We start from the raw sequence: 13,604 nt of genomic DNA, 5'->3' as shown, positions 1-13,604 counted from the left end.
ATTCACGGCTTCAGGCCGGGAGGTCCGCCGTGGTGCGTTCCGCGTCGCGGCGGGCGGCCAGTTTCGCCGGGTCCGCGTTGCTCACGTGGACCAGGTGTGCGCCCGCGGCGAGGGGGACGAGCAGGCCGTCGAGGATGCCCTCCGGTTCGCTCCAGTCCCGGGTGGACAGCACCCGGTCGGCCGGGGTGAGGCCGAGTTTCGCCGCGCGGGCCCTGGCTTCGGCCAGCACCTCGTCCACAGTGGACTCGAACAGGGCCGCCGTGGTGCCGGGGACCGGGAAGAGCGGGCTGTACTGGTCGCCCGCGAGGCGCGCGTCGGTCAGGTAGTCGAACGCGCCGCCGCCCGGCGGCTCGTCGAGGCCGCGGCCCATCGGGTCCAGCGTCACGACGGCGGTGGCCGCCGCGCCGGTCGGTTCCGGGTCGTCCGGCCCGACGAACGCCACCCGCGCGCCGGTGCCCTCGGTCACCACGCGCGCCCCGCACCACCACGCCCCGAGCAGCACGCCGACGGTCTGCCAGTGCGCCGGGAGCTGCACCGCCACGGCGTCGCCCGGCTCGATGTCGAACTCCTCGGTCAGCCAGTTGGCCGTTTTCGCCGCCCAGTTGGCGGTCGTCGCCACGGACAGCTCGACGCGGCTGCCCAGCTGGTCGTCGTAGTGGGTGATCAACGGTTTGGCGGGCGAGGCCAGCAGCAGCGGGCGCAGCAGCTCGTCGGTCAGGCTCATGTGGACAAGGCTAAAGCGCGGACCACGTGCTGTGCCGGTTGACACCGGAACCCCGGCCTCAGTACGTTTGCTTTGAAAGCAAATTAATCTAGGGCTGGGGGCCACCATGACCATTCTCGTCACCGGGGCGAGCGGGCACGTCGGGCGCGCGGTGCTCGACGCGCTCCTCGCCGCAGGTCAGGACGTCCGCGCGTCGAGCCGTGACGCCGCTGCGCTCGACGTTCCGGACGGCGTCGCGAAGGTGAGCGCGGACCTGGAAGACCCCGCGACGCTGGAGCCTGCGCTCGACGGCGTTTCCGCGGCCTTCCTCTACGTGCGCCCGCAAGGCATCGACGGTTTCGTGAAGGCGGCCGAAGCGGCCGGCGTGCGCCACGTCGTGTTGCTGTCGTCCGGCGCGACGCTCGAGCCGCAGTCGGCGCAGAGCCGCATCGCGCGCCTGCACCGGGTGGTGGAGGAGGCGCTGATCGCGGCGCCGTTCGCGGAGACGCTCCTCAACCCGGGCTCGTTCGCGACGAATACCCTGGGCTGGCGCGCGGACGTCGCCGAAGGTGTGGTCCGCACGCCGTACCCGGACTCGCGGGTCGGCGCGATCCACGAGCGCGACATCGGCGACGTCGCGGCGAAGATCCTGGTGGACGGCTCGCACGCGGGGGAGGCACTGCAGCTGAGCGGGCCGGAGCCGATCAGCTTCCGGGAGCAGGCGGCGGTGCTGGCGGAGGTCCTGGGCCGGCCGCTGCGGGTCGAGGAGCTGACGCCGGAGCAGGCGGCCGAGCGGATGACCGCGCTGGGCTGGCCGCCCGAGGTGCCGCCGGAGATCCTGCGCGCGATGGAGCGGACGACGCGGGAGCCGTCGGTGGTGACGGACGTGGTGCGCGAGGTGACCGGGAAGGCGCCGCGGACGTTCCGGCAGTGGGCGGAGGAGCACCGCGCCGACTTCGCCTGACGAAGACGGCGCTCATGTGAAAGTGCCGCCTGGGTCAGTTGACGCAGGGAACTCCGGGCGTGTCTCGGAGCAGCGGTGCCGCGCCGGGGGCGGCACCGCTGCCCGAGCCGCCGCCCGCCGGGGCCTGGGGGGACGAAGGCGCGGCCGTCCGGCCCGCCAAGCCCGCCACGAACTCGCGGACCGCCTTCAGGTCGATCTGCACGATGCTCTGGCCGTCCTCGCTCCGGCCGTTCGCCGTGACCACCGGGATCGTCGCGAACGCCAGGTCGCCGGAGGCGATCCCCTTCGCCTGTTGCGCGAACTGCAGCAGGTCGAGGCCCGGGTCCAGGGTCAACGAGCGGTGCACCGCGTCCATCAGGCCGGTCATGGTGCCCGGGCTGGTCAGCGTGCCCGCCGAGAGCACCTGGTGCAGCGCCGACGACAGGAACGCCTGCTGCCGCACGATCCGGTCCAGGTCGCCGCGCGGCAGGTTCTTGCGCTGCCGGACGAACGACAGCGCCTCGCCGCCCGAGACCGTCTGCTCGCCGCGGCGGAAGTTCGCTCCCGAGTCCTTGTCCTCGGTCGCGTGGTTGAGGCACACCTTGACGCCGCCGAGCGCCTCGGTCATCAGGTAGAAGCCCAGCAGGTTGATTTCGGCGTAGTGGTCGATCCGCACCTGCGTCAGGTCCTGCACCGCCTGCACCAGCACCCGGCGGCCCTCGGTGTCGGAGTCGCGTTCGACCTTCGCCTGGTCGCGCTCGCCCTGCCCGCGCAGCGCCTGCGCGAAGTGCGCCTTCGCGATGCCGTACGCCGAGTTGATCTTCGCCTGGCCCCGGCCGGGGATGGCCGTCCACGTGTCGCGCGGGATCGAGACCGCCGACGGCTTGCCGCCGTTCTTCGGCACCCGCAGCAGGATCATCGTGTCGGTGTTCACCGCGCCGTTGTTGGCTTCGGTGCGCAGCTGCCGCAGCATCCGCGCCGGCAGCGCGTTGCCCTGCGCGTCCGTCCGCGCGTCGCTGCCGACGAGCAGGATGTCCTCCGCGCCGTCGTCCGCCGGCGGCGGCGCGGGCTCCCCGGCCCGCGGGGTGAGCGCGTCGGTCGTCGGGACCGTGCTCTGCAGCTGGTCCTTCGTGACGTAGGCGTACCCGCTGGCGCCGAGCGCGAGCAGGGACACCAGGCCGATCGCCACCCGGCGCGTCACCCGCCCCGCCCGTCGCGCGCGCGACGGCGCCTGCCGCGGAAACGGCGACGGCTTCTGTGTCGTCCGGGGCTTCGCCCCGGGCCGGGGGCTTCGCCACCCGGACCCCCCGGAGCCCCCGGAGTGGGGGGCGTCGCTCTCCGTCACCGGATCGGCGGTCTTATCCGGTTCTTCCTGGTCTTCTGCCACGCTGGCCTTCCTCCCCCGAACACCCTGCGTACCCAGTCTAGTTGACGCAGGGGACGTCGCCCGCCGTGATCGGCGGCGCGGCGGGGGCGGGGACCGCGGTCGTGGCGGCCGGCGGCTTCGCGGCCGTGGACGTCGGCGCGCCACCCGGGCCGGCGGCCGAGTTCCGGAAGTCCTTGCCGAGCAGCACGCGCACGTGCCCCGCGGGGACGTCCCGGTCCGGCTCGGCCTGGACGGTGGTGCCCAGCGCCTGCTTGACCAGGCCCAGCGCGGTGTCGTCGGCCGGGTTGTACCGGACCACGGTGGTGTTGCGGGTGCTCAGCCGCTGGTCGGCGGCCAGCGTGAAGCCCTTGCCCTGCAGCATCGTGTGCGTCTGGCCGGCCACGGCGGGCGAGCCCGAGCCGTCGAACAGCTCGACCGTGACGGCCTTCGCGCCGGGCAGCTGCGTCGACGTCGGGGCCGCCGGGGTGTCACCGTCCGCCGTCAGCCGCGCCACCTCCGCCGCCACCTGGGCCGGGTCGACGCGCAGCACGTCGGCGCCGCCGATCTTCGCGTTGCCCAGGGTCGGGATCGTGCGGAACTCGATGTTGCCACCGGTCAGCCCGCGCATCTGCTCGGCGAACTCCATCAGGTCCCAGCCCTGCGAAACCACGACGGACTTCTTCACCGCGGTCACCAGGTCGGCGATCTTCCCCGGGCTGGTCAGCACGTCGGATGAGATGACCTTGCGGGCCAGCCCCGAGAGGAACGCCTGCTGGCGGGCGATCCGGCCGAGGTCGGCGCCCTCCAGGTCGTAGCGCTGGCGGACGAACGCGAGCGCCTGCACGCCTTCGATCGTCTGCCGGCCGGCCGGCAGGTCCACGCCGGACCGCTTCTCCTTGACCGGCGCCTTGAGGCACACCTCGATGCCGCCGATCGACTTCGTGATCTCGTAGAAGCTCGCCAGGTTGACCTCGGCGTAGCGGTCGATCATGCCCGGCTTGCCGATGAACTTCTCGAGCGTGGCGATGAGGTTCTTCCGCCCGGCCACCTTCGCCTGCGCGTCGGCCTCCTTGAGGTCGGTCATGCCCTGGCGCTGCAACGCTTTGTAAGTGTCCGTGTACGCGTAGACGAACGCGCTGTTGAGCTTGTGCTTGCCGAAGCCGCCGGTCAGCTCCACCCAGGAGTCGCGGGGGAACGAGATCGCGGTCGCGCGCTTCCCGTTCTGAGGGATGTGCACGAGGATCATCGTGTCGGTGTTCAGTTCGCCGTCGGAAACGCCGGCGTGCAGCATGTCCAGCACCTCGCGGGGCAGCGGGTTGCCCTGCGCGTCGGTGCGGCTGTCCTGGCCGACCAGGAGGATGTCGATCGCGCCGTCGAGCGGCTTGGCGTGCGCCTCGGTGTCGGCGAAGACGTTCGTGGTCGTCAGACCGGTGTTCGGGTCGCCGATGTAGTGCCAGCCGTACCAGGTCAGGGCCAGGACGGCCACCGACAGCAGGGAAACCACGGCCTTGCCGCCGCGGCGGGCGAGGACCGCGGCACCGTGGCCGGTGTCTTGCCTCCGGCGTGCCGGGATGGTCGGCGCAGCCTGATCGGTCACGCGCTTCCTCCCCTGTGACCCCGTGCTTCCCCCAGGACACCTGTGTGTCTCCACCACAGACTCTACTGAGGGTGTTGTGGGACCTCCGTAGGCTGGGGGCGGATTGCCCCACCCGGGGCGCGAGGGAAAGGCGGGAAGATGCGGGTCCTGGTCACCGGTGGTGCCGGCTTCATCGGGTCGCACTACGTCCGGCAGGTGCTGACCGGCGCCTACCCGGCGCTGCGCGACGCCGAGGTGGTCGTGCTGGACAAACTCACCTACGCGGGCAACGAGGCCAACCTGGCCCCGGTCGCCGCCGACCCGCGGTTGCGGTTCGTGCGCGGTGACATCTGCGACACCGCCCTGGTCGCCGAGGTGATGACCGGCGTGGACCTGGTCGTGCACTTCGCCGCCGAGTCGCATGTGGACCGCTCGATCCTCGGCGCCGCCGACTTCGTGCTGACGAACGTGCTCGGCACGCAGAACCTGCTGCAGTCGGCCCTGGAAGCCGGCGTCGGCAAGTTCGTGCACGTGTCCACCGACGAGGTGTACGGCTCGATCGAGCACGGTTCGTGGACCGAGGACAACGTGCTGGAGCCGAACTCGCCGTACTCGGCGTCGAAGGCGTCGTCGGACCTGGTGGCGCGGTCGTTCTTCCGCACCCACGGGCTGCCGGTGTGCATCACCCGGTGCTCCAACAACTACGGTCCGTACCAGTTCCCGGAAAAGGTCATCCCGCTGTTCGTCACGCACCTGCTCGACGGGCGGAAGGTGCCCCTCTACGGCGACGGGCTCAACGTCCGTGACTGGCTGCACGTGGACGACCACTGCTTCGGCATCCAGCTGGTCGCCGAGGCGGGCCGGCCGGGCGAGATCTACAACATCGGCGGCGGCACCGAGCTCACCAACCGCGAGCTGACGGAGAAGCTGCTCGAGGCGGTCGGCGCGGGCTGGGACAGCGTCGAGCCGGTCGAGGACCGCAAGGGCCACGACCGCCGGTACTCGGTGGACATCACGAAGATCAACAAGGAGCTGGGGTACGCTCCGCGCGTGTCCTTCGAGGACGGTCTGGCCGCGACAGTGGCCTGGTACACGGACAATCGCGCGTGGTGGGAACCGCTGGCCGAGCGAACCGCGCTCCGGAAGTAGAGGAAGTGCCTGTGCGGCTGACGGTGCTCGTGCCCGGGGGTTCCGGGCAGCTCGGCCGGGATCTCGCCGCGTTGGCGTCCCCTTCGGTGGACGTCGTCGCCCCGGGGTCCGCCGAGCTGGACGTGACTTTGACCGGGCAGGTCCTCGCCGCGGTCGGCGCGTTGGCCGATCGGGCGCGGGAGACGGGTTCGGCGCCGGTCGTCATCAACGCGGCGGCGTACACGGCGGTGGACAAGGCCGAGGAGGACGAGGAACGCGCGTTCGCGGTGAACGCCGACGGCCCGCGCGTGCTCGCGGCGGCCTGCGCGGCCCGGCGGGTGCCGCTGATCCACGTGTCGACGGACTACGTGTTCCCGGGCGACGCTTCCGCGCCCTACGAGCCGTCCGACGAACTCGGGCCGCGTTCGGCGTACGGCCGCACGAAGGCGGCGGGGGAGGACGCGGTGCTCGGGTCCGGCGCGTCTTCCTGGGTGGTGCGGACCGCGTGGCTGTACGGCAAGTCCGGGTCGAACTTCGTGAAGACCATGGCCCACTTGGAGTCCACCCGACCCGAACTGTCCGTTGTGGACGATCAGATCGGCGGTCCTACCTGGACGGCCGACCTGGCCGCGGGTCTTCTCGAGCTGGCTTTCCGCGTCGCCGCCGGTGACGGTCCGGAGCGGCGGATCCTGCACTGCACGAACGCGGGTTCGGTGACCTGGTGCGGCTTCGCGAAGGCGATCTTCTCGCACCTGGGCGCGGACCCGGAGCGGGTCAAGCCGTGCACGACGGCGGAGTTCCCCCGCCCGGCGGCCCGTCCGGCGTACTCGGTGCTGTCCCCGGCTTCGTGGCGCGAAGCCTGGCTGACCCCGCTGCGGTCGTGGGAAGAAGCCCTCGACGCCTACTTCGCGGCTGAGCAGGCAAGTCCGTGAAGGTGGCATTCACGGCTGGTGGGGTCAGTGGCGGCCGGAGGCGAGGCGGTACGCGCCTACCGTGAGTTCCGCGCACGTGCGCCAGGTGAAGTTCGCCGCGTGGGCGCGCCTGGACGCCGACGTCGCCACCGCGTGCGGGTCCGTCACCGCCGTGCGCAGGGCCTCCGCCAAGCCGTCCACGTCGCCGTACGGGACCAGGCTCGCGCACTCGCCCGCCACCTCGCGCAGAGCCGGGATGTCCGTGCACACCACCGGGACGTCCGACGCCATCGCCTCCAGCACCGGCAGCCCGAACCCCTCGTCGCGCGAGGGCAGCACCAGCGCCGACGCCCCGGCCACCACCGTCCGGAGGTCCACGTCGGACAAGTAGCCCGTCTGGCTCGTCCGCGACGAGCGGGGGAACGGGCCCGGGCCCGCGAACACCAGGTCCGGCAGGTCCGGCGCCGCCTCGTGGGTGCGGGTCAGCCAGTCCAGGCCCTTGCGGGGGCCCGCCGCGCCCGCGAACAGCAGGTACCGGTCGGGCAGCCCCAGCCGGGCGCGTCGCTCGTCGTCCGGCGGTCGCGCGGTGAACCACGCCGGGTTCACGCCCAGCGGGGTCACGACGATCTTGTCGCGGGAGACGTCCAGGCGGGTCGCCACCGCGTCCGCCACCGCCGCCGTCGGGGTGCAGATGACGTTCGCCCGGCGCGCGCCGCGGCGGACCAGCGCCGGGAGGTCGCGGTCGCTCGGGGCGAGCTCCTCGGGATTGTCCAAAAAGGCCAGATCGTGGATCGTCACCACGCCGGCCGCCCGCAACCGGCCCGGCAGCACGAAGTTGGTGCCGTGCACGACGTCGGTCGGGCCGGCGAACAGCTCCACCGGCGGGAAGTCCGAACGCAGCCACGCCATCCGCAGCAGCCGCGCCGCCACCGGCATCCCGCGAGCCCGTGCGCCGTACGGGAGCACGTGCCGCAGCCGTCGCCAGCCGCGCAGGGTGAACGCCACCGCGCGCGTGTCGACCTCCGGGATCGACACCAGTTCTTCGCTCAGCGCGGCCGTGTACCGGCCGATGCCGGTGCGCGCGCCGAGGAGGGGAGTGCCGTCGAGGAGAACCCGGAGAGACCTAGCCACGGCGGAGCCGTTGCTTCGCGACCTTGAGTGCCCGGCCGCCGACGCGCCGCGCGAGCTCGCCGGGCCCGCCCGCGTCGAGGTACTCGCGGATCAGGTCCACGTCCCGGCGCAGCATCGCCCGGCCGCGCACCGACGGCGTCTTCACCAGGTCCGCCGATCCGGGCAGCCGGTCGGCGGCCGGACGCGGGTCGCGGCAGAACTCCACCAGCGGCTTCAGCGCTTCGGGCCACGCGAACCGCTGGGCGACGACGGCGAGCCGCTCGACGCAGCCCGCGGCGAACTCCTCGTCGTACAACGCCTTTTCGAGCGCGTCCGCCAGTGCGCCGGGGTCCTCCGCCGGGACCACCACGCCGAGCCGCTCCGCCCGGACCAGGTCGGCGAACGAGTCGCCGTCGGTGGTGACGATCGGCAGCCCGGCCCACAGGTAGTCGAGGACGCGGGTGCGGAACGCGAACGTCGTCTCGACGTGCTCGTAGTGCGTCGTGACGCCGCAGTTCGCGTCGAGCAGCCAGTTCTGGCGCTCGTGGTAGGGCACCCACTGCTCGTTGAAGTAGACGTGCTTGCCGGTCAGGCCCAGCGAGTCGGCCAGCCGGATCGTCCGCGCGCCGATGTCCATCTCGGCGACCTCGGGGTTCGGGTGCTTCATACCGAGGAACACGAGCCGGACGTCGCCGCGGTTGCGGCGCAGCCGGTCGATCGCGCGGACCAGCGTCAACGGGTCGAACCAGCTGTACACCCCGCCCGCCCACAGCACGACGTGGTCGGTGCCGCCGATGCCCAGCGACGACCGCAGGCCCGGCCCCGTGCGCACCGGCGGCTCCGGCGGCAGGCCGAAGGGGACGACCGCGAGCAGCGACTGCGTCGTCGGGTCCGCGTCGTAGAGGCGCGGCGAAAGCCGGCCCATCGCGGCGAGGTGACCCAGCCAGAAGTGCCGCTGCCGCTCGGACGCGCAGAGGAAGAAGTCGCCCCGTTCGAGCTGCGCGTCGAGCACCTTCGTGACGCCGGCGAGGTCGGCCGCGCGCTTGTCGTCGGCGACGCCCTTGCCCTGCTCCAGCAGTTCGAGGTGCATCGGGTCGTACAGGTCGGCGACGACGATCTTGCTGCTGTGCTGCTTCTTCAGCGACGGCGCCAGTTCCAGCACGTGACCCTGCAGGACGACGACGTCGGCCCAGGCGATCGGCGCGTCCAGCTCGCGGTGCTTGCCCGCGCTGACCCGGAACGGCGCGGGCGGCGGCGTCGCGAGCGGGTTGGTGGTGACGAGGTGGACGTCGTGCTCGGCGGCGAGCGCGAGGGCGATGTTCCAGGCGCGGATCGCCGGACCCGCCATCCGCTCGGTGAGGGCGTCCCCGGTGAGCACCAGAATCCGCCGGCGCTGCCCGAAGGCCTTTTCGATGCCGAACGCCTCGACGAGGATGTCGTGCGCGGCCAGGTAGCGCGGCAGCGGGTAGGCGGGCTCCAACGCCTTGCGCAGCAACGGAAGCAGGTCGGCGTCGGTGCGGACGCGGGCGGCCTGTTCGACCGCGCGGGACGCGGCCAGCGAGGGGAGCAGCTCGACGAACTGGTCGATCGCCAGCAGCCCGGCGAGCGTGGTGCGGGGGATCGCGACGTCGCCGGATTCGATCGGGCCGACACCCTGCTCCAGGTCCAGCTGGGTCGCGTCCAGCTCGCCGCGGGCGGTGGCGCGGCGCACGGCCAGTGCGAGCGCCGCGGGCAGTGCGCGGGCCAGGGTCTCGTCGGAGAGGTTCTTGTAGAGCGCGGCCAGGGCGTTGCGCTCCAGCAGGAAGGTCTCGCGGCCGGTTTCGGGGGCGTCGACCGACGCCATCGTGGCGTGGTGGCGGTGGTAGGTCAGCGACCCGGGGACGTACCGGACGCGCCAGCCGCGGAGGTTGAGCCGCCAGCCGAGGTCGACGTCCTCGTAGAACATGAAGAACCGCTCGTCGAAGCCGCCGAGCTCGGCGAACACGCCCGCCCGGACGAACATCGCGGAGCCGGTGCCGAACAGGACGTCTTTGGCGACCTCGTGCTCGGCGGCCGGGACGTCGGCCAGCGGCGAGCCCGCGTGGCGCTTGTAGCCCATGCCGAACCAGGTCAGCCCGCCGTCGACGAAGTCGGCGCCGGTGCCGTCCCAGTCGAGGACCTTGCTGGCCACCGCGGCGACGCGGGGCTGCGCGCGCAGCTCGGCGACGGCGGCGGCGACCCAGCCGGGCGCCGGGCGGGCGTCGTTGTTGAGGAAGGCGAGGACGGTGCCCTTCGCGTGCTTCGCGCCGAGGTTGCAGCCGCCCGCGAAGCCGGTGTTGCGCCCGGCCTCGACGACCTGGGCCTGGGGAACGGCCTCGCGGATGCGCGCGGCTTCGTCGGAGTTGTCGACGCAGATCAGCTCGAGCTCGGGGTAGTCGTGCTCGGCGAGCGCGCGCAGACAGGTGATCGTGTCGTCGGCGCCGCGGTAGTTGACCACGATCACCGAGACGAGCGGTTGCGGATCCCCCTGCGCCAAAGCCAGCTCCTGTCGTCGGAATGCCAGCAAGCTTAAAGGCCTGCCCATGCTTCCCAGACCGCGCCTCGGCCGAGCGCCGCGCGACGGCTGATCTTGCGACGGGCGAGCAACGTCGCCGGTAGCCGCGCGGCCACCTCGGCCAGGACCCGGCAGCGCAGGCCGAAGCGGAAGTTCGCCGCCTCCGGCCGCCCGGGACGCAGCGGCAGCACCGCCGTCAACACGGCGAATCGGACCAGCTGGTTCACCGCGACGCCGCGGGGCGCGCAGCGCAGCAGCATGAGCAGCCGGTTGCGCTCGTTCCAGCGGTGGAACAGCGGCGAGCCCGGTTTGCTGCTGACGCCGTGGGCGTGCCGGACGCGGGCGTCCGGCACCGCGACGACGTCCCACCCGGCCAGCCGCAGCCGCCACGCCGTGTCGGTGTCTTCGTAATAACAGAAGAACCCGGCCGGGACGCCGCCGACGTCGCGCAGGGCGCCGACGCGCAGCAGGGCCGCGCCGCCGCAGAAGCCGAACACTTCGCCGGCGGGCTCGGTGACGTCGGCGCCGTGGCCGTCGGCGGTCAACCGGACGCCGGCGGACTGCGTGGTGCCGCCGGGGAGCACGAGCAGCGAGGTCGCCGCGGCGGCCGGCGGCGCCTTTTCGAGGGTGTCCTCCAGCGTCGCGAGCCAATCCGGCGTGGGTTCGGCGTCGTCGTTCAGCCACGCCATGAGCGGGGTCCCGACCTGGTTCACGGCGACGGCGAGGGCGCCCGCGTAGCCGGTGTTGCGCGGGAGGCGGAGGACTCGCGGGCGCGACGGATGAGCTGCGAGCAGGGCGGCGGTGCCGTCGTCGGAGGCGTTGTCGACCACGAGCGTCCGATGTGGACGCGTCTGCGCGGCGAGCGCGTCGAGGCAGGCCGTGATGTGCCCGGCGCCCCGCCAGGTCACGACTACCACCGTGGTGGCGGGATTCGCGGTCACGTCCCGCACAATAGCCGCGTGCCCGAACTGGTCGTGCTCGCCGAGCAGCTCCTCGCGCCCGTGCCCGGTGGCACCGGGCGCTACACGGCCGAGCTGCTCCCCGCGCTCGCGCGGACCGCGCCACCGGGCTGGACGGTGTCCAGCGTCGTCGCGCGGCACGCCGAGGTGGACGCGGCTCGGCTGGAGGGCGTCGAGGGCCCCCGGGTGCTGCGCATCCCGCCGCGGGCGCTGGTCGCCTTGTGGCAGCTGGGCCTGCGCTGGTGGCCGGGCGGCGACGCGGTGCACGCGCCGACGCCCTTCGCGCCGCCGCGCGCCCCGGCCGGGCGGACGCTGAGCGTGACCGTGCACGACACCGTGCCGTGGACCCACCCCGAGACCCTGACCGCGCGCGGGGTGAGCTGGCACCGGTCGATGATCGCGCGGGCCGCGCGGCGGGCGTCCGGGCTGGTCGTGCCCACCCGGGCGGTCGCCGACGAGCTGGCGGTGCTCATCGACGTCGACGTGCCGGTGCGCGTGGTGCCGCACGGCGTGCGGGTGCCGTCGGGCTCGGCCGAGCTGGACCTGCCGGACCGGTACGTGCTGGCCGTCGGCACCATCGAGCCGCGCAAGGGCATCGACGTGCTGGTCGACGCGGTCGCGGCCCTCGAAGGCACGGCGCTCGTGCTGGCCGGGCAGCCGGGCTGGGGCGGCGTCGACCCGGTGGCGCTCGCGGCCGAGCGCGGCCTGCCGGCGGACCGGCTGCGGGTGCTGGGGAAGGTGACGGACGCCGAGCTGGCGACCGCGCTGCGCCGGGCGGGCGTGCTGGCCGTCCCGAGCCTCGCCGAGGGGTTCGGGCTGGGCCTGCTGGAGGCGATGGCGGCCGGCGTCCCGGTGGTGCACACCGACGTCCCGGCGCTCGCCGAGGTGGCGGGCGGCGCCGGCGTCGTGGTGCCCCGCGGTGACGCGGCCGCGCTGGCGACGGCGCTGCGCGAGGTACTGGGGTCGCCGTCGGTGGCGGCGAAGCTGGTCCGGTCGGGGCGGGAGCGGGCCAAGGCGTTCACCTGGCGTCGCGCCGCGGAGGCCGTCTGGGCGATCCACCGGCGGGTGCACGACTGAGGCTCGTTTCGGGGGCCGCACCAGCCTCACCTGCCCGGTTTGCCAGTTCCTCACCATGGCGGGAGGGCCCCGCCGTACTCTGCAGGGGTGAGCGATGACCCCCGGGTGCTGATCGACGCGACCGCGGTTCCCGCGGACCGCGGCGGCGTGGGCCGGTACGTGGATTCGCTCGTCGCCGCCCTCGACGCGGACGGGGCGCGGATCACCGTCGTCTGCCAGCCCCGCGACCTGCAGCTCTACGACCGGCTGGCGCCGCGTTCGCGGGTCGTGCCCGCTTCGCCGGCGACGACCACCCGCACCGCCCGGCTGACCTGGGAACAGGCGACCCTGCCGCGGCTGGCGCGCCGCCTCGGCGCGGACGTCGTCCACTCGCCGCACTACACGATGCCGCTCGCGACGTCGGCCGCGTCGGTGGTCACGCTGCACGACGCGACGTTCTTCACCGACGCCGTGCTGCACTCGTCGGTGAAGGCCCGTTTCTTCCGCGCGTGGACCGCGACGGCCTTGCGCCGGGCGACGCTGTGCGTGGTGCCCTCGGCGGCGACGGCCACGGAGCTGGCCCGCGTCGGCCCGGTGCGGCACGCTTCCTTGGAAGTCATTCACCACGGTGTCGACACGGAACGGTTCCACCCGCCGTCCCCTGCGGAAGTGGCGGCCGCTCGCGCGGCTGTCGGCCTGGGGCGGACGCCGTACGTGGCTTTCCTGGGTGCGCTGGAGCCGCGCAAGAACGTGCCGGCGCTGATCCGCGGCTTCGCCCGCGCGGTGGCCGGCCGCCCGGACGCGCCGGCGCTGGTGCTGGCCGGTCAGCCGGGCTGGGACACGCAGGTGGAGCGGGCGCTGGACGCGGTCCCGCACCGGCTGCGCGTCATCCGGGCGGGCTACCTGCCGTTCGGCACGCTGGCGGGGTTTCTGGGCGGGGCGGAGCTGGTGGCGTACCCGTCGTTGGGCGAGGGGTTCGGGCTGCCGGTGCTGGAGGCGATGGCCTGCGGCGCATGCGTGCTGACCACGCGCAGGCTGTCGTTGCCGGAGGTGGGCGGCGACGCGGTGGCGTACTGCGGCGTGGGCGCGGGCGACGTCGCGGCGGCGCTCGGTGAGCTGCTGGACGACCCGGGGCGGCGGGCGGAGCTGGCGACGGCGGCGCAGCAGCGCGCGAAGGAGTTCTCGTGGGCCACGACGGCGGAACGGCACCGGGAGGCGTACGCCAAAGCCTGGTCCCGCCACCTCCGCACCCGCTGACACCTTCCTCCGTGCTGCTGGACCGGGGCACCCGGTTCACCCTCGGTGACGCGTGGACAATG

11 protein-coding genes are annotated in these 13,604 nt (G+C 73.3%); 5 read left to right on the top strand and 6 right to left on the bottom strand.

The genetic code is table 11. The features are described 5' to 3' along the window. Positions 1-10 precede the first annotated feature (10 nt). The gene (locus tag AB0M80_RS01045) at positions 11-724 is read right to left on the bottom strand and encodes a TIGR03089 family protein (RefSeq protein ID WP_364557075.1); all 714 of its coding nucleotides are present in this window, start codon (positions 722-724) and stop codon (positions 11-13) included. Between the two features lie 106 nt (positions 725-830). Between AB0M80_RS01045 and AB0M80_RS01040 the strand changes: the two genes are divergently transcribed. Next, positions 831-1,667, top strand: a complete 837-nt coding sequence (locus tag AB0M80_RS01040; RefSeq protein WP_364557072.1) for an NAD(P)H-binding protein — start codon at positions 831-833, stop codon at positions 1,665-1,667. A 34-nt stretch (positions 1,668-1,701) separates the two neighbouring features. Here AB0M80_RS01040 and AB0M80_RS01035 read toward each other — a convergent pair whose 3' ends face one another. After that, positions 1,702-2,847, bottom strand: coding sequence for an LCP family protein (locus AB0M80_RS01035; protein ID WP_364557069.1), 1,146 nt, complete (start codon positions 2,845-2,847; stop codon positions 1,702-1,704). Between the two features lie 223 nt (positions 2,848-3,070). Next, positions 3,071-4,609, bottom strand: coding sequence for an LCP family protein (locus AB0M80_RS01030; RefSeq protein WP_364557066.1), 1,539 nt, complete (start codon positions 4,607-4,609; stop codon positions 3,071-3,073). Positions 4,610-4,747: 138 nt separating this feature from the next. Here AB0M80_RS01030 and rfbB point away from each other — a divergent pair, with 138 nt between their 5' ends. Further along, positions 4,748-5,737: a dTDP-glucose 4,6-dehydratase gene (gene rfbB / locus AB0M80_RS01025; protein ID WP_364557064.1), complete on the top strand. Its 990-nt coding sequence runs from the start codon at positions 4,748-4,750 to the stop codon at positions 5,735-5,737. Between the two features lie 5 nt (positions 5,738-5,742). Next, positions 5,743-6,648 carry a dTDP-4-dehydrorhamnose reductase gene (gene rfbD / locus AB0M80_RS01020; RefSeq protein ID WP_364557062.1) on the top strand — a complete coding sequence of 302 codons (906 nt, stop codon included), beginning with the start codon at positions 5,743-5,745 and terminating at the stop codon, positions 6,646-6,648. A gap of 24 nt (positions 6,649-6,672) precedes the next feature. Here the strand turns inward: rfbD and AB0M80_RS01015 are convergent, their stop codons facing one another. The 3 genes from AB0M80_RS01015 to AB0M80_RS01005 are packed head-to-tail and all read right to left on the bottom strand — an operon-like array spanning position 6,673 to position 11,220. Next, positions 6,673-7,758, bottom strand: coding sequence for a glycosyltransferase family 1 protein (locus tag AB0M80_RS01015; protein WP_364557060.1), 1,086 nt, complete (start codon positions 7,756-7,758; stop codon positions 6,673-6,675). After that, the gene (locus AB0M80_RS01010) at positions 7,751-10,252 is read right to left on the bottom strand and encodes a glycosyltransferase (protein WP_364557058.1); all 2,502 of its coding nucleotides are present in this window, start codon (positions 10,250-10,252) and stop codon (positions 7,751-7,753) included. Before AB0M80_RS01010 ends, AB0M80_RS01015 begins: the two co-directional genes overlap by 8 nt. A 32-nt stretch (positions 10,253-10,284) precedes the next feature. Then, a complete protein-coding gene (locus AB0M80_RS01005; protein ID WP_364557056.1) occupies positions 10,285-11,220 on the bottom strand; it encodes a glycosyltransferase family 2 protein in 936 nt (311 codons plus the stop codon). A 9-nt stretch (positions 11,221-11,229) separates the two neighbouring features. Between AB0M80_RS01005 and AB0M80_RS01000 the strand changes: the two genes are divergently transcribed. Further along, entirely contained in the window at positions 11,230-12,306 is a 1,077-nt protein-coding gene (locus tag AB0M80_RS01000) for a glycosyltransferase family 1 protein (RefSeq protein ID WP_364557054.1), read from the top strand. Positions 12,307-12,411: 105 nt separating this feature from the next. Then, a complete protein-coding gene (locus AB0M80_RS00995) occupies positions 12,412-13,542 on the top strand; it encodes a glycosyltransferase family 1 protein (RefSeq protein ID WP_364558519.1) in 1,131 nt (376 codons plus the stop codon). The last annotated feature ends 62 nt before the right edge of the window (positions 13,543-13,604 follow it).

The sequence above is a fragment of the Amycolatopsis sp. NPDC051045 genome, assembly GCF_040682955.1.
In the GTDB taxonomy this organism is placed as follows: Bacteria; Actinomycetota; Actinomycetes; order Mycobacteriales; family Pseudonocardiaceae; genus Amycolatopsis.
Note: the sequence above shows the minus strand (reverse complement) of the source record. Positions and strands in the feature narration are given on the sequence as shown.